General features: G+C 46.4%; 15 protein-coding genes and 1 tRNA gene. 2 read left to right on the forward strand and 14 right to left on the reverse strand.

Translation table 11 applies throughout. The features are described from left to right. Positions 1-188: 188 nt before the first annotated feature. The 3 genes from WC592_07410 to WC592_07420 all read right to left on the reverse strand — a co-directional run bounded on the left by WC592_07410 (position 189) and on the right by WC592_07420 (position 2,822). Entirely contained in the window at positions 189-1,334 is a 1,146-nt protein-coding gene (locus tag WC592_07410; protein ID MFA4982276.1) for a hypothetical protein, read from the reverse strand. A gap of 296 nt (positions 1,335-1,630) precedes the next feature. Further along, entirely contained in the window at positions 1,631-2,185 is a 555-nt protein-coding gene (locus WC592_07415) for an ORF6N domain-containing protein (protein MFA4982277.1), read from the reverse strand. A gap of 106 nt (positions 2,186-2,291) precedes the next feature. Further along, positions 2,292-2,822 (reverse strand): ORF6N domain-containing protein, encoded by a 531-nt coding sequence (locus WC592_07420; protein MFA4982278.1) that lies wholly within the window; start codon positions 2,820-2,822, stop codon positions 2,292-2,294. Positions 2,823-3,228: 406 nt separating this feature from the next. On the opposite strand from WC592_07420, the gene WC592_07425 reads away from it, so the two are divergent. Continuing rightward, a complete protein-coding gene (locus WC592_07425; GenBank protein ID MFA4982279.1) occupies positions 3,229-4,251 on the forward strand; it encodes a PDDEXK nuclease domain-containing protein in 1,023 nt (340 codons plus the stop codon). Positions 4,252-4,490: 239 nt separating this feature from the next. Continuing rightward, positions 4,491-5,510 (forward strand): PDDEXK nuclease domain-containing protein, encoded by a 1,020-nt coding sequence (locus WC592_07430; protein ID MFA4982280.1) that lies wholly within the window; start codon positions 4,491-4,493, stop codon positions 5,508-5,510. A 116-nt stretch (positions 5,511-5,626) separates the two neighbouring features. On the opposite strand, the gene WC592_07435 is transcribed toward WC592_07430, so the two are convergent. From WC592_07435 to WC592_07485, 11 genes are all read right to left on the reverse strand, one after another. Beyond that, positions 5,627-5,716 (reverse strand) — tRNA-Ser (locus tag WC592_07435). Positions 5,717-5,891: 175 nt separating this feature from the next. Then, entirely contained in the window at positions 5,892-7,091 is a 1,200-nt protein-coding gene (locus WC592_07440; protein MFA4982281.1) for an ATP-binding protein, read from the reverse strand. A 58-nt stretch (positions 7,092-7,149) separates the two neighbouring features. Further along, positions 7,150-7,806, reverse strand: coding sequence for a hypothetical protein (locus tag WC592_07445; protein ID MFA4982282.1), 657 nt, complete (start codon positions 7,804-7,806; stop codon positions 7,150-7,152). Between the two features lie 3 nt (positions 7,807-7,809). After that, positions 7,810-9,102, reverse strand: coding sequence for a serine--tRNA ligase (gene serS / locus WC592_07450; GenBank protein ID MFA4982283.1), 1,293 nt, complete (start codon positions 9,100-9,102; stop codon positions 7,810-7,812). A 115-nt stretch (positions 9,103-9,217) separates the two neighbouring features. Beyond that, the gene (locus tag WC592_07455; protein ID MFA4982284.1) at positions 9,218-10,597 is read right to left on the reverse strand and encodes an RtcB family protein; all 1,380 of its coding nucleotides are present in this window, start codon (positions 10,595-10,597) and stop codon (positions 9,218-9,220) included. A gap of 210 nt (positions 10,598-10,807) precedes the next feature. Then, positions 10,808-11,227, reverse strand: a complete 420-nt coding sequence (locus tag WC592_07460) for an archease (GenBank protein ID MFA4982285.1) — start codon at positions 11,225-11,227, stop codon at positions 10,808-10,810. Continuing rightward, a complete protein-coding gene (locus WC592_07465; GenBank protein ID MFA4982286.1) occupies positions 11,228-11,767 on the reverse strand; it encodes a hypothetical protein in 540 nt (179 codons plus the stop codon). A gap of 168 nt (positions 11,768-11,935) precedes the next feature. Next, the gene (locus WC592_07470; GenBank protein MFA4982287.1) at positions 11,936-13,942 is read right to left on the reverse strand and encodes a secretin N-terminal domain-containing protein; all 2,007 of its coding nucleotides are present in this window, start codon (positions 13,940-13,942) and stop codon (positions 11,936-11,938) included. Between the two features lie 83 nt (positions 13,943-14,025). After that, positions 14,026-14,694 (reverse strand): type II secretion system protein N, encoded by a 669-nt coding sequence (locus tag WC592_07475; GenBank protein ID MFA4982288.1) that lies wholly within the window; start codon positions 14,692-14,694, stop codon positions 14,026-14,028. Beyond that, positions 14,695-15,510, reverse strand: a complete 816-nt coding sequence (locus tag WC592_07480; GenBank protein MFA4982289.1) for an AAA family ATPase — start codon at positions 15,508-15,510, stop codon at positions 14,695-14,697. After that, on the reverse strand, positions 15,507-15,761 hold the full coding sequence (locus WC592_07485) for a MerR family transcriptional regulator (GenBank protein MFA4982290.1): 255 nt from the start codon (positions 15,759-15,761) through the stop codon (positions 15,507-15,509). The genes WC592_07480 and WC592_07485 overlap by 4 nt, the downstream gene beginning before the upstream one ends. Positions 15,762-15,916: the final 155 nt, after the last annotated feature.

Genomic DNA, 15,916 nt, shown 5'->3' on the forward strand with positions numbered 1-15,916 from the left:
CATGAACGAAGTAAAATGCCTACTGGGATATCGCAACAGGCCCAGTTAACTTTTTGGTAATTTGGACAGCAATGATTTCGTATATATATTTGTAGGCGTCATATTTTGGTACAGCATATAAGCGTATCTTTTTAAAGCGTCCGCTTACCTTATAGGCTGGTATTTTCTGGACGCTTTCGATGTCTCTATCAGTTAATCATTTCCGACTTACCAACAAGCAAATCAACGTTCAAGCCGGTAGTGGAACTTTCGAAAAATTTATCTATCTCATCCAGCACTTCATAAGAAATATAACGGACTTTTTTCTCAAAATCGAATCTTTTAAAAGAAGGACGTTTGATTTGTTCTATAACCCGGTTACGCTTGGCGGTGGGGGCAACTATAAAAAGCGGATAATTGCTATTAGGGGCTACTAGTTTTAAATCGGCAAATCTGAGTAAACCTGAATAGATAGCTGTAGTATTTTCAACTTCAAATGCTGCATCAATCCTAAATTCTTCCTTCCAAACAACATCAATATTCTCAACATATCTTGCAGGCGTATCAATACCAGCTGTAAACTCCTTTTCAAATTCATTAAACCCATATGCTGTAGTAATCTTGGGTTGATCATTTTTAGGTATCCATACTCGGGAGCCGGATTTAATTCCGAGACGTACTAATTTCCATTGCATTACTATATGATCGCTCAGCCTTTTATCGTCTAATACTTTATCAATATCATCTTTTGTTATTTCGGTTTTTTCGAATTTCTTATCTTTTTCTGTATAAATGGATTTTTTTTCTTCTATCTGTTGACCATTCTTAATCCGCTGTAATATTGAATATAGATCGTCATATTTTGAGTAAAATTCCTTCAGTTTGGCTTCGGCAATGCTTGTAAATCCACGAAGACCCCAATTTATGGCATATCCGAAAAGCTTTTTAAATTCAGTGAATGGCAACTCTATTTCCAGAGGATTTGCTATGAAATATATCAGGTTCCATCCATCGGACCTGCCGCTCTTAATATTTTGCCATAGCTCTTTGGATAAACTTGGATTAATTGTTGTAGCGGCAACCTTTCCGAGAAGTTTTATTGTGTCGCCTTCGACTATAAGTATGTCATCGCCCGGTTTCATCTTCTGAAACCGCGATCTATTGGATAGGGAATCCCTAGAACCCCAGACCGCTATAGCCTTATTACCAAAAATATTGGAAAGTTTATGTCTTAAGTTTGAATCAACATGCTGGAATATCCGATCAGGTAAAATTTTCTTTTTGACAGTATCTTCATAATGGACGAGTGCTTCGTAATTACCTTTTGGAATATATAGAATAAAAATATTTGTCATTTAAGTATCACTCTTCCCCCATAAATACAAAAACCGGGTCACATGCGCCCGGTTTGGATCAATATGCGGTTTGTGCTTTCATCGCCTCGTAGCCCCTTATTGGGTGTTATTATATCACTATAGTAACATTCAGGGCAACTCATTTCAGGGTTATGGGGATGGGTGTTTGGGGGAGGTAAGAAGGGAACCTTTGCAGACCTACGAGGAGTGTCCCGCCAATTCTTTCATTCGGGGCGGGATCCCGCCCCGAGCTCTACTCCAGGCGGGGATTACTCAAACCCGTCACACCTCGTAGGTCATTCCGTTGACCTCGCAGGTCGAAACCCTAGCCTGCGCTTCGGTTTCTCAGGCGGCGGTGCCATGAGTTGGCGGATGGCATCGAAGATCGCCGCGATATGCTTATCGTATTCCGAAAACTTCATATCATGATTCTTATATTTGAGCTCAAGGGCAGCGATTTTAGCGGCGAGGTCCTTATGCGTTAGCAATATATCTCTCAACCGCACAAAGGCACGCATTATAGCTATATTGACCTCGATAGCGCGTTCGCTATTAAGGACGCCTGAAAGCATAGCCACACCCTGTTCTGTAAAGACATACGGAAGATATCGCCTACCGCCTCTCCCTTCTTTTGAGGTTCCATTTTGGAACCTCAAAGACATAAACTCGTCTGCAGTTAGTTGAAACATAAAATCCCCTGGGAATCGTTTAATATTGCGTTTTATTGCCTTGTTAAGATTCTTGGTTTTAACTCCATATAGGGCAGATAAATCCTTATCCAGCATAACTTTGTGCCCACGAATAAGATAGATCTTATTCTCAATAACTCCCTGCGGTATTAATTCTTTCATGTTTTATCTCCTTTTCTGCCTATATGTAGGCATACCATCCCCTACTATATGGGGACCTTTGCAGACCTACGAGGAGTAATTACTCAAACCCGTCACACCTCGTAGGTCATTCCGTTGACCTCGTAGGCTGAAAGCCTATCCGGCGCTTCGGTTTCTCAGGTTGGGGTGCCATGAGTTGGCGGATGGCCTCGAAGATCGAGCTGATATCCTCGTCATGCTTCTCGATCTTTTTTTCGAGTTCGTTCAGCTTGTGGGCAAGCTCCTTGTGGGTGGAGAGGATCTGCCGTAATTTAACAAAGGCTCTCATTATGGCGATATTGACCTGTATTGTCCGTTTACTATTTAGTACGCTAGAAAGCATTGCAACGCCCTGTTCCGTAAAGGCATATGGATTTGCGCGTCTAGCTCCACCCCAACTTGAAGTCACAAATTGTGACTTCAAGATATCGTATTCCTCTTCACTCAACTGAAACATAAAATCATCGGGGAATCTATCAATATTACGTTTGACCGCCTGCATAAGAACCTTCACTTCAACTTCGTAAAGCTTAGCCAGATGCATACTTAGCATCACCTTATGCCCACGCATGAGATAGATTTTATTCTCGATAACCTCCTGAGGTATTAATTCTTTCATGTTTTGCCTCCGATTTGCTGCCATTTCACTATGGCAAATCGTCCCGAGACGCTATTATCTCATTCCCGCGACGAGGGATTACATTTATATAAACGGTTATCCCCTACCATATAAGATGCCAAAATCGGCAAAATTCTTGTCCCGCCAAGAATCTCACCCGGGGCGGGATCCCGCCCCGGGTTTGGCTCCGGGCGGGGCAAGTTTATTAAAGTGGCTTAATAAACTTGGCCGATGTCAGAGATATCGGCACTTAGCCAACACCGTGGCTTAATAAACTTGACAAAAATGTCCTATATGGTATATTGGGTTTGCGTCTGCAATAGAATACTATATCCTGCTTGAATCTTTAAAAGATTCGGGCGGGATTTTTTGTTTTTATGGAATATTACAAAAGGAGGGTGGTTTTATGAAACATGGTCTAAATGCTATGAATTACAAAAACTTATTACTGGAAGTTAAAGAAAGGATCCACAGAGCGCAGTACGAAGCTTTAAAAGCTGTTAACAAGGAGTTGATAGCTCTTTATTGGGATATAGGAAAAATAGTTGTGGAGAAGCAGAAAAAACATGGCTGGGGCAAGTCTATCGTCGAGAATTTGGCTCGGGACTTACAGCTCGAATTTCCCGGTATTCATGGCTTTTCCGTTCAAAATATATGGTACATGCGGCAGTTTTATCTTGAATATCACCGAAACGCAAAACTCCAACCACTGGTTGGAGAAATCAGCTGGACAAAACATCTAGTCATTATGAGCCGTTGTAAGGATATGTTGGAACGTGAATTTTACATCCGCATGACCCGTAAATTCGGTTGGACAAAGAACATACTCATTCACCAGATAAATACCAAGGCATATGAAAGGACTCTTCTTAATCAGACCAATTTCGATAAGGCGCTTCCCGACAGGCTGCGCCATCAGGCAAAGCTGGCAGTCAAAGATGAATACACGTTCGATTTCCTGGAATTGGAGGAAGACCATAACGAGCTTGAGTTAGAGCGGGAGGTAATGAAGAAGATGAACCGCTTCCTGGTTGAGATGGGAGGTGTATTCGCTTTTATGGGTAATCAATTCCGCATTGAAATCGAAGGCAATGAATTTTTCGTTGATATTCTTTTATATCATCGCCATTTAAAATGTCTTGTAGCGATTGAGCTCAAAATAGGAAAATTTATTCCGGAATATGCGGGTAAAATGCAATTTTATCTCTCTGTGCTGGATGATTTGGTAAAAACACCTGACGAGAATCCTTCTATAGGTATTATTCTCTGCCGGGATAAGAATAGAACGATCGTAGAATATGCGTTAAAGGATAGCGGGAAGCCAATCGGCATCGGAACTTATACACTAATGACAAGGCTTCCTAAGGACTTAAAGAGAGAGCTGCCATCACCCGAACAGATTGCTAAATTGCTTGAGGAAGCGAAGTAACATGTACATGGTGGGGGACCTTTGCAGACCGAAACCCTATCCGGCGCTTCGGTTTAATAAACTTGGCCGATGTCAGAGATATCGGCACTTAGCCAACACCGTGGCTTAATAAACTTGACAAAAGTGTCCTATATGGTATATTGGGTTTGCGTCTGGAATAGAATACTATATCCTGCTTGAATCTTTAAAAGATTCGGGCGGGATTTTTTGTTTTTTATACACAAAAAGGGGGCCTCTAAATGAAGAAGCGTTTAATGCTATCAGGCAGAATTTATGACCGTATTCGTAAAATCATCGAGGATGCCAGGAGCAACATCGCACGCGTTGTCAATACCGAGATGGTTATCGCCTACTGGCATATCGGCGGGGAAATTGTTAAAGAGGAGCAGGAGGGCAGGTCCCGAGCTGGATATGGAGAACGACTCCTGGAAACAATCTCCAAAAGATTATCCGATGATTTTGGCAAGGGTTTTGATGCACGCAATCTTTTCTATATGAGACAGTTTTATCTTTCGTATCCAAAATTGAACGCACTGCGTTCAGAATTGAGCTGGACGCATTACCGCATCCTAATGCGTATCGACAATCCCAATGCCCGGTCTTTTTACGAGATTGAATGTATAAATAATAAGTGGTCATCCCGTGAATTGGAGCGCCAGACGGGGTCTTTCCTTTACGAACGCCTCGCCTTGAGCAAAGACAAAAAAGGTCTTATGAAGCTGGCACGCAAGGGGCAGGAATTACAGAAGTATGCGGATATGATAAAGGATCCGTATGTTTTGGAGTTTACTGGCCTCTCAGCTGATCCAAAACTATATGAAAGCAAGGTAGAACAGGCATTAATCGATAACTTGTCTAAATTCCTGTTTGAGCTGGGGAAAGGATTTACCTTTGTAGCCCGCCAAAAACGCATCTCACTGGATGGAGATCATTTTTATATCGATCTCGTATTTTATAATACTATCCTGAAATGCTATGTGCTCATAGACCTGAAAATCGGCAAGCTCACCCACCAGGATATCGGGCAGATGCAGATGTATGTCAATTATTATGACCGCGAGCTTAAAGAGTCGAAAGATAACCCAACTGTAGGCCTTATCCTCTGCGGACGTAAAAAAGAAGCAGTCGTCCGCTATACCCTATCAAAAGATAACAAACAGATATTCGCTTCGAGATATAAACTGTATTTACCAACGAAGTCAGAATTGATGAGAGAATTAAAGAAATTTAACCAAAATCTACCATTGAGGCATTTTTGATGGTTCGTCCCTCGGCTTCGCTCGGGACAGTTTTCGCCTCACTTAATCGACGGCGAAAACTGGCGGCGTCGAAGCCAGGGGCTTCGGCATCCGCCATCATTTTCTCATGAAAATGATGGCGGAGAGGGAGAGATTCGAACTCTCGTATCCCGTAAGGGATAACACGCTTTCGAGGCGTGCGCTTTCAACCGCTCAGCCACCTCTCCGATTTTACGAAGTAAAATCGATCCTGAAGCGCCGTTAAGCAATGCGACAAATAGGAGCATTGCAGGCGCTGAAGGACTACATCTAAAAAGACTGTTGCTACGAACCTTATTTCACCTACGAGGAGTGATTACTTAGACCCGTCACACCTCGTAGGTGATTAAATGCCCACTATCCTTACTTTTCCTGCCGCTTTCTATGGCTATAGGCGATATCTTTGATAATATTCCACGGAATTAATTCGATGCTTTTCGCCGCAGGCATTCTTTCTTTGGCAAAACTTACAAGATACCCGCAGGAATTGCGGAACTCCTTAACCATCTTCTCTAGGGCCGCCAAATGTTTCTCGCTCGGTGAAGAAGTACACTTAACCTCAAACATTTTAATAGCGACACCATAGTCCAGGAAAAAGTCTATTTCATTATGGTTCGAGTCTCTATAAAAATACGGCTCGAAATTAAGGTTATGATTGTATTTCAATTTTAAGATTTCAGCAAGCACGAGATTTTCAAAAAAAGCGCCCGCCTGCGGGCCGGCATTCATCGTAGCGGGATTTGGGTATCTCAAAAGATATGCCAGAAGGCCTGTATCGGTAAAATAAAGTTTTGGACTCTTGATTACTCTCTTTGTTATATTTTTTGTAAAAGGACGCAGAAGGTATATAAGACGTGTTGACTCGAGGATAGAAATCCACCGTCTTGCGGATGTGAAACTTACACCGGCCTCTTTTGACAATTCGTGAATATTAAGAATATTCCCGGCCCGCGCCGCCAGGAGTTCCAGAAAATTCTGAAAGACTTTTAGGTCATGAACAGATGTTATCTGGCGAATGTCGCGTTCGAGATATGTCTGGAGATATGAGGCATAAAATCTGTTTCGGTCCACACCATGAACAACAATCTCAGGAAAAAACCCGTGGAACATGGCCGAAAACGACTGCCTGATCCCATCTTCTCCCGGTTTATGCGGCATCTCCTCCGAAGAAAACGGTAATAATTCATACAGGGCCGCTCTGCCCGCCAGAGATTCGCTTATGCCGCCCATAAGAGTGAAATATTGAGATCCGGTCAATATAAAATGCCCTGCGTTTCTCCGGTCGCTGTCTACTGCCATTTTTATAAACGGCAGCAGGCTTGGTAAATATTGTATTTCGTCTACGATCATCTTTTTAGCGCGGGAGAGAAAAAACCTCGGATCGTCGTTGGCAAGTTTGCTCGTAAACGGGTCGTCAAAGGTCACATAATTGTGCTTCGGGAATATGTTCTGCAGGACGGTAGACTTTCCGGTCTGGCGGGGTCCTGTGAGAACGATGACCGGAAATTCTTCTGCCGCTTTTAATAATTCTTTTTCTATTGCTCTATGGATATATCGCTTCATGGCAAGATAAGTATACACTACATATTATGTAAATGCAACAAAAAAAAGCTAAATTACATTAAAAGAAAAGCTGCCTAACGACCGCCGCGTATATGACCCTCGAATGGAGCCAGCTATCGACGAAAAATTTCTTTAAAGAAAATGACGGGAAGAGCAGGTTGAATATCACCGATATCACCACTATATTCAGCACATAGACCATCACTATCGAAAAGAAGTAACCAGACTTCATGAAATCCGGCTGTCTTATCTTCATCACCTCTACCGTCGACACTATGTGGAACGCGAGCGCGAACCCTATCAGGAAGACAAAGATCGAGCCGTTTATATTATACGAAGACGCTATCACAAAATATACGATAGTTATGAGTATAGCGTATATCGGGATGAAATACGGGCTCAACTCTATGACCGCGTTGGTCTTGTCCGTCTTGACGGAGCCGCCCTCTTCCGAGACCTTGATCGATTTTATCTTACCGCCGAATACCCATGAAAAGCCCGCGTGGACGGCTTCATGGCCGAGGACATACAGGTAAGTCGGCTTATAGAACAACAGGTGCAGGACGACATAAACGGCTATGCCCCAGACGAAATAATCCAGGCTGCCCGAGAGCTCCTTTATCATGACGATACAGTCACGGAACGCTATCGACACTCCGACGGCGATCGGCAGGCTGAGTATCGCGGCTATGAATTTGATGACGAGCCCTAACATGCGCTATTCCTCCGGTTTGATAACCTCAAGCCCGTCCATGTACGGGACCAAAACTTTCGGGATATTCACGCTGCCGTCCTTATTCTGGTAATTTTCCAGTATCGCGACGACTAGCCTCGCCAGCGCGACGCCGGAACCGTTCAATGTGTGGACATATTCGTTTGTTCGTTTGTTCGTTTGTTCGTTTATTCGTTTATAACGTATGTTGGCCCGGCGCGCCTGAAAATCGGTGAAACACGAGCAGCTTGACACTTCGAGATATGCGTCCGTGCCGGGCGCGTAAAGCTCGATGTCGTAGCATTTCGCGGCGGCGAAGGATATGTCGCCAGTCGCAAGGAGCAGTATCCTGTACGGGAGGTTCAATAACTGCAGGACATCCTCGGCGTCGCCGACCAGTTTCTCCAGCTCGTCCAGGGACGTCTCCGGCTTTACGAACTTCACCATCTCCACCTTGTCAAATTGATGCACCCTTATCAGGCCTTTCGTGTCCTTGCCGTAAGAACCGGCCTCCCTTCTGAAGCATGCCGTATATGCCGTATAACGTACAGGAAGATCGGCCTCTTCCAGAGTATCGTTAGCGTGGATATTAGTAACCGGCACCTCGGCGGTCGGAATAAGGAAGAGGTCGTCGTCTTTGAGCTTATACATATCCTCTTCGAGTTTAGGAAGCTGCCCCGTCCCTGTCATGCTCCGCCTGTTCACGAGGAACGGAGGGAATATCTCCTTATAACCGTGCTTTTTTGTGTGCAGATCGAGCATGAAGTTAATAAGCGCCCTCTCAAGGCGCGCACCCAGGCCCATGAACAGGACAAAATTGGAACCGCTTATCTTCGAAGCAATGCCAAAGCTTATTATACCGAGATGCTCGGCAAGCTCAATATGGTTTTTAGGATTGAAGTCAAAAGCGGGGTTCTTGTCCCAGGATTTGACTATTTTATTGCATTCCGGACCCCCTACAGGCACTGATTTATCGGGTATATTTGGGATTGTATATGTAAATTTGGATATTTTTTGGTCACATTCCTCCACTTTTTTGTCAAAATCGGCTATTTTTTGGGAAACGACCTTCATTTTGGCTATAATTTCCTTAGCGTTTTTCTTATTTTTCATAAGGAACGATATCTCATCGTTAGCCTTATTCCTTTCGGCTTTAAGGGTCTCTGTTTCGACCAGCAATTTCCGGCGCTCCTCATCAAGCCTCAGAAGCTCATCTATGTCGATCTTCATATTATTGCGGTTCTTCAGAGCCTCTTTCACAAGCTCCTTGTTCTCTCGAATGAATTTCAAGTCTAGCATGTTGACTCCTTGTTATACATTAGTAACCAGAAACCAGTTTCCAGAAACCAGAATTGTTATATTGCAGCTTTATTATTTTTCTGGTTACTGGTTACTTTCTTTCTGGTTACTATTATTACCCCTTGATAACCCCTAGGGGCTTCATCCGGCAGACCTTCTTTGAAATGCCCGCGCCGTGCACCACGTCCACGACCTCGTTGACGTCTTTATAAGCATCCGGCATCTCTTCGGCCAGGGTCGAGCGGCCGCTCGATTTTACTATTATACCTTTATTTTCCAATTCGCGCGATATAGATCTTCCGCGGGAGGCCTGTATCGCCGCCGAGCGCGACATCAGCCTGCCCGCGCCGTGACATGTACTAAAAAAAGTCTCTTCGGCCTTTTTTGTGCCGACGAGTAGATATGAATTTCTGCCCATGTCTCCGGGTATTATAACAGGCTGTCCTGTCTTCTTGTACTTATCGGGCAATTCGGGATGCTCCGGAGGAAAAGCCCTGGTAGCGCCTTTCCTGTGGACGCATAACTCTTTTACTTTGCCGTTTATCTCATACTTCTCTATCTTGGCAATGTTGTGCGCGACGTCGTAAACGAGGTCCATGCCGAGGTCTTTCGGCCCCATATGGAATACCTTCTCGAATACAAGCCTCGTCAGGTACATCAGGCATTGCCTGTTGGCCCACGCGTAGTTGGCGGCGCATTTCATGGCGCCAAGATACGCCTTGCCCTCCGGCGAATTCACAGGCGCGCATGCAAGCTGCCTGTCCGGCACGGTTATGCCGTATTTCGAAAGCGAGTGAATAAAATCTTTAGAATACTCATCGCAGACCTGATAGCCGAGGCCGCGCGAGCCGGAATGTATCATGACGGTGACCTGCCCCTTGCTTACGCCTAACGCCGACGCGATAGGGGCGTCGTATACCTCGTCGACTACCTGGACCTCCAGGAAATGGTTGCCCGAACCGAGCGTGCCGGATTGATGCTTGCCGCGTTCGTAAGCGCGCGGCGAGACCTTATCAGGGTCGGCCCCTTTTATGGCGCCTCGCTCCTCGGTGCATTCCAGGTCTTCCTGTCTTCCATAACCGTGATCCACGACCCACTTCGCGCCTTCGACGAGAAGCTTCCTCTCTTCCGGAGCGCTTATCTTGATATCGCCCGTCGACCCTACGCCGGCGGGGACATTATTATGAAGAGCGTAGACCAGATCCTTAAGCCTGGGTTTTACGTCCTCTTCGGTGAGATCCGTCTTCATCAGCCTGACGCCGCAGTTTATGTCAAACCCCACTCCGCCCGGCGAAATAACGCCGCCTTCTTCAATATCCGTAGCCGCAACGCCGCCGATCGGGAACCCGTAGCCCCAATGGATGTCAGGCATCGCGAGAGAATGTTTTACAATCCCCGGCAGCATAGCGACGTTCGCGACCTGCTCGAGAGCCTTGTCATGCATGACAGCCTCGAGCATCTTTTCGCTCGTGTAGATGACGCCGTCGACCCGCATGCCCTGTTTATAGCTCTTGGGTATGCGCCACCTGTATTGGTCGATCTTCTCTAGCACGTGAACCTTCAGTCTGACTCTTTGATTTCACCTACGAGGAGTGACTACTTAGACCCGTCACACCTCGTAGGTGATTAAGGCTGACCTTGATTACTCAGGACCCGTCACACCTCGTAGGTGGAATAGTCACACCTCGTAGGTGTAATTTTAGGCCTATACGTCGAAAATCACCTCGACCTGATAGCCTGCGTCCGTCTTCTTTATTTTCAGGTCCGAATAGGTCGCCGCCTTTATCTCTTTCTGCAGGCGGTTCCTGTTGGCCCCGACAGGCCTGCCGGTTGCGGAGGCCTGTATCCTGTTCCCGGTCAGCTCCTCGACTTTAAACTTAAAGAATATTATCTGCCTCGTATAAAAATTATACAAAAGTTCGTCGAGCCATAAGACAAGAAGGTCTTCGTAGTTATCGGCGCGGAGGTCGAATTTATCCTCGGACCCGTCCTTCAGCCCCTCGAGGTCGGCGGCGAGATCGAACATGGCGAACGCGGCGTTCTCGAAGAGCTCTTTCAAGTCCTTGCCGAATACACGCACGCCTATATCCGCGGTATGGGGGAATTGCTCGTAACGCGTTTTCATCTATTTACGTTCCTGGTTTATCACTATCGTGCCCAGAGAGATGCCCTCTTTTTCGGCAAGCTCTTTCGCCTTCCTGTCCATCTCTTCCTTGGTCTTCAGCATATTCTCCAGCTGTAATTTCAGCTCAAGGCGCTCCTCGCTTATCTTCTCCATACGGCTTATGAGGCTCTCCTTCTCCGCCTTCTCTTCCGCCAGCTTTGACTTAAGCGACTGGAATTCAAATTCTCTCTGCTGAAGCTGGCTTACCGACTTGGCGCTTTGCGACCTCTCGTCTTCCACGCGCTGGGACAGGGTCTTTATCTTCTCATCCTGCATCCTGATGCTGACCTTCATCTCGGCGTTCGCTATCTCGAACTCTTTCAGCCTCGTCTCGATATCCTGCTTGGCAATCGTGACTTCCTCGAAGCGTTTCTGGAAAGATATCTTCTTGTCCTTTTCGCTCTCCTTGATGACGAAGAGGACTATGGTGCTGTACAGTAAGATGACGGTCGTTATCGATAACGATATAAGAAAAATTTTACCGTCTTTATCCATATTCATGGGTATCCCCCTTTATATAGACTAAACTTCAGTCTGATGCCTTAATTACACCTACGAGGAGTGACTACTTAGACCCGTCACACCTCGTAGGTGATTAAGTCGGACACTTTAACTACACCTACGAGGAGTGATTACTTAGACCCGTCACACCTCGTAGGTGTAATCAGGCTACTGGAAATCCAGGTCAATAATGAAACGCTTCTCTTCCTGGCCCATCGATTCCGGGAATGCCGGGAACGGGGCCGACTTCTTCACGGCCTTTATCGCTGTCGCGTCCAGGGCGTGGTTGGCGGACTTCAATATCTCCGGCCCGTATGAGATCGCTCCTTTCGGAGAAAGGAAGAACGCCAGCTTCACGCTTCCCCTGGCGGGCGCGCCTTTCTTCTTCCTGGGGATCTCGACGTTCTGGACGATCTTCTGCTTCACGGAATAGTAATATTCGCCGACGTTCTTTGGGACTAGGGTCATCTCCACCCTATCCTTCGCCGGGATGCTTCCAGATTCCCTTTCCAGGGCGTATTTATCGAAAGCGGACATCTTATCTTCTTTGAAGATCCCCGGCTTCATGTCTATTTTGCTCCTTCTCTCAAAAGCGGGTTTTTCGGTTATGGTAAACCTCTTTTCTCCTGTGGGCGGTGTCTCCGGAGTCTCCAGGTAATCGTACTCGCCCGTAATTATGTGAGGAGTGAGGAAGATGACAAGCTCCTGCTTCTTCACTTCCTTATCGGTCTTTTTGAACATCAGGCCTATCAAAGGAATGTCTCCTATTATCGGGACTTTGTTTACCGTGTTGGTCCGTTCGTCTTTTATGAGGCCGGCTATGACTATTGTAGTCCCGTCTTTTACCGTGACGCTCGTCTCAGCCTGTGTCGTAGAAACCACGGGAACCAATGTAGCGGGGCTGCCGTAAGTGTAGTCGCCCGATTTAGAGCTGACCTCGGGTTTTATCTTCATTGTAACAAAACCGTCCTTATTTATGGTAGGAGTGACGTATAACTTCACGCCGACATCGATGAAACTTAAGTTTGTCGCGGTGGTGGAGGTCGAAGTGCCCTGCGTGACCGTATTTGTAGCGTAAGGCTGGGATGTCCCTATCAGGATCTTGGCCTCCTGGTTATTGAGCGCCGTTATCCTGGGGCTCGATAGGAGGTTCGCGTCGCCAACCTCTTTCAGCGCCTGGATCATCATGGCGTATTCCTGCCCTGAATTGAGCGCGCCTACCATGATCTGCAATCCGGGGTTCATGCCGGTAGCCGCCGTAGCCAGCTCAAATGTGTTAGCGACATTTATTTCTTTTGTAAGTTTGTTGAGGACCGACTGCCAGTCGACTCCAAGCTTATATTTATCATCCAGGGTGATCTGCACTATCTTCGACTCTATCAGGACCTGCTGTAGTTTATCGTCGAAGGCGATGACCATCTCCTCTATCTCGCCCATCTTCCTCGTAAGGTCGGTGACCATTATCTTATTGGTCCTCTCGTCTATCTGCACCGTCCCCGCGCCCTTTGTCATGGTATCTGATATCTTCGTCTTCATGTCAGCGGCTTTCGCGTATCTCAATTCAAAAATCTTTGTAACGGTAGGCGAGTCTATCTTTTCTATGGTGAGCGCCATCTGTTCGACGATGCCGGGGCTGTCTATCGCTATGACCGTATTTGAGCCTTCGTCAACGACGATCTTCCCCATCTTCGTCTTCATCTGGCTGAGGGTCTTGTTAACTTCGGCGGCCTTCGCGAATTTCAACTGGAACGTCTTCATCTCTTTCTTGTCCGCGTACCTTTCGCCGTACATGGCCTCATATTCCCTTTGCGTCATAACGTATATTATGTCGCCGCGCCTATCGTAAGCGAGGTTATTGGCGAGAAGTATTATCTCGAAAGCGTCCATAAGGTTCACGCTCTTAAGGAATATGGTGACGCGGCCTTTGACGTCGTTACCAAGGACGACATTCAGGTTGCCTTTGGCGGCCAACATCTTAATGACCTCGATCACATCCATCCCTTTCAGGTCGAGAGAGATCTTGTCAATGCCGCCCGTCTGCTGGAGAGATATGGTCTCTTTTCCTGTGAGCGGGATCGTCTCCGCCTGGGCGTCCTGGGCCTGCGCCGGCATTGGGGCCGCCGCGGTTGACATGCTGCAGATTAATATCAAAGCAATAATTGATCTTCTCATCATTTGTACCCCCGAATTTTACGATAGTAAAATTCGTCCCGAGAAACCGATGAACAAAAGGTTTCGAGGGACTACATTTTATTATCTTACAAAAACAGCGCTATCTTCCTTCCGTCCTGATCGAGGACTACCTTGCTCTCGGTTATCTCTTCCACCGTAAAGTTATCGAAAGACTGCCCTTTATTAAGGTAATATGTCTTTTGGTTCTTCTTATCCTCTATAATAGCCTGCGGGTCGTCGCCGGGTATTATCCCGACCAGACCCAGGTCGTTCAACGCATCGCTCGAAACGCCTATTTTCGGGGCAGTCGCATCGCCTGACGACGCCGTGAATATCTTCTTTCTCGAGATGTCGCCGGAATAATATGAATAATCTTTTTGCTCCGAAGTTATATCTTTTTCCGCCTTCGGCGGCTTTGACGGAACCCGGGCGGCGGCGGATATGACCGTTTCCAGGTCTTTGTACGGCCTTATGAATATCAACTCTATGAAAAAATATACCGCCAGGAGCGACGCGGCAATAACAAGGTATTTATTTAATGTCTTTAACCTGTCCGGATCGAACATCTTATTCTTAAAGATATCCGTCTTGAATATCTCCGTCATATAAACCTGGGCCCTGTTCTTTTTCGCGGGCCCGGGCGGGGCTCCGGAATCCTGCGCCGCGCCGGATTCCGGATGACGGGGATCTCCCTTCTTGCTCTTTCCTTTAATAAGGTCCAGCAGGCGCTGTTCCGGCGACGCGTTCTTGTTCATTTAAGTTATGTCCTTACCGATCACATCCGCTATGAAAGTCTCGTCGACGACTTCCCGGTCGTTCATGACAAGGAATTCGAGCGCGTTATGGCACAATATCGATATCTTCCTGGGATACCCCTGGACATATTCGAATATCCGCTTAATCGCGCCTTCGGTGAATAGTTTCCTGTCCAAATTAAGGCCGGCCTCCGAGAGCCTGAACTCTATCATCTCCCTGGTCTCTTTTTCGTCCAGCGGATTTATTATATACTTCAACCCTATCCTGTCGTAAAAATTATTTATCTTCTTTATCCTGGGCAAAAGCTCCATCTGGGAAACGATGACGAGCTGGAGTAGTTTGTAATCGTTCGTCTCGTAATTCAGGAACGTCCTCAATATCTCGAGATACGGCGCCGATAGCTTCTGTCCTTCGTCTATGATAAGGACGACCGTCTTGGATTCCTCGACGCCTTTTTTGAAGAGATACCTCTGTATCTCTTCTTTGTAATCGAGAGTAGACCTGGAATCCGGCTTTATGCCGAACATCTTGACGAGGCTCGACAGGAACTGGAACTCGGACTTGTAGGATGGGTCGAGGACTATGTGGAATATGTAATTTTCGTCGCTCGCGAAGCTCTGCAGGAGAGCGCGCGACATGGTGGTCTTTCCGATACCGACGTCTCCCAATACGAGGCTTAATCCCCGCTTCAACCTTATCATTATCTCCAATCTCTGGAGGGCGGTGTTGTGCGCCGATGAGCGGTAAAAGAACGCGGGGTCCGGGCTCGTGGAGAACGGTTCTTTCTTCAGGCCGAGCGTCTCATAATAGCTCATGAGGATCCCTTCTCGTCCATTAGATAGCGGATCTTGTTAAGGGAGACCTTTTCTTTCCTGAGTCCGATTATGCGTTTTAATGAATCAACGGTGGAATTATTAAAATACCGGAAGTTCGTTTCGGGAGAGCGGCCTATCTCTCTTATGAGGCCCAACTTCAAATAATATTTGACCGTATAGACAGAAAGGCCCGAAAGACGGGAAAGGTCTTTTACCAGGTAGAGGTTATTATTAAGCGCCGCGCTCTCCATGTGGATAGTAGGTTCTCACTCTCTATGTAGAGAGTATATCATAAGATCCTTATTTGTCAATGGGATGTGTATAACCGTATCCACCTACGAGGAGTGATTACTTAGACCCGTCACACCTCGTAGGTGATACCTATCACCTCGTAGGTGAGATGGGT

Source organism: Candidatus Omnitrophota bacterium, from assembly GCA_041648975.1.
In the GTDB taxonomy this organism is placed as follows: Bacteria; Omnitrophota; Gorgyraeia; order 2-01-FULL-45-10; family 2-01-FULL-45-10; genus JAQUSE01.

What these genes read in the sequence shown, in the direction of transcription:
- serS (MFA4982283.1), bottom strand. Translation starts at nt 9,102, where the DNA reads ATGCTAGACTTGAAATTCATTCGAGAGAACAAGGAGCTTGTGAAAGAG.
- WC592_07410 (MFA4982276.1), bottom strand. Translation starts at nt 1,334, where the DNA reads ATGACAAATATTTTTATTCTATATATTCCAAAAGGTAATTACGAAGCA.
- WC592_07480 (MFA4982289.1), bottom strand. Translation starts at nt 15,510, where the DNA reads ATGAGCTATTATGAGACGCTCGGCCTGAAGAAAGAACCGTTCTCCACG.
- WC592_07470 (MFA4982287.1), bottom strand. Translation starts at nt 13,942, where the DNA reads ATGATGAGAAGATCAATTATTGCTTTGATATTAATCTGCAGCATGTCA.
- WC592_07485 (MFA4982290.1), bottom strand. Translation starts at nt 15,761, where the DNA reads ATGGAGAGCGCGGCGCTTAATAATAACCTCTACCTGGTAAAAGACCTT.
- WC592_07415 (MFA4982277.1), bottom strand. Translation starts at nt 2,185, where the DNA reads ATGAAAGAATTAATACCGCAGGGAGTTATTGAGAATAAGATCTATCTT.
- WC592_07445 (MFA4982282.1), bottom strand. Translation starts at nt 7,806, where the DNA reads ATGTTAGGGCTCGTCATCAAATTCATAGCCGCGATACTCAGCCTGCCG.
- WC592_07420 (MFA4982278.1), bottom strand. Translation starts at nt 2,822, where the DNA reads ATGAAAGAATTAATACCTCAGGAGGTTATCGAGAATAAAATCTATCTC.
- WC592_07455 (MFA4982284.1), bottom strand. Translation starts at nt 10,597, where the DNA reads ATGCGGGTCGACGGCGTCATCTACACGAGCGAAAAGATGCTCGAGGCT.
- WC592_07460 (MFA4982285.1), bottom strand. Translation starts at nt 11,227, where the DNA reads ATGAAAACGCGTTACGAGCAATTCCCCCATACCGCGGATATAGGCGTG.
- WC592_07425 (MFA4982279.1), top strand. Translation starts at nt 3,229, where the DNA reads ATGAAACATGGTCTAAATGCTATGAATTACAAAAACTTATTACTGGAA.
- WC592_07440 (MFA4982281.1), bottom strand. Translation starts at nt 7,091, where the DNA reads ATGAAGCGATATATCCATAGAGCAATAGAAAAAGAATTATTAAAAGCG.
- WC592_07430 (MFA4982280.1), top strand. Translation starts at nt 4,491, where the DNA reads ATGAAGAAGCGTTTAATGCTATCAGGCAGAATTTATGACCGTATTCGT.
- WC592_07475 (MFA4982288.1), bottom strand. Translation starts at nt 14,694, where the DNA reads ATGAACAAGAACGCGTCGCCGGAACAGCGCCTGCTGGACCTTATTAAA.
- WC592_07465 (MFA4982286.1), bottom strand. Translation starts at nt 11,767, where the DNA reads ATGAATATGGATAAAGACGGTAAAATTTTTCTTATATCGTTATCGATA.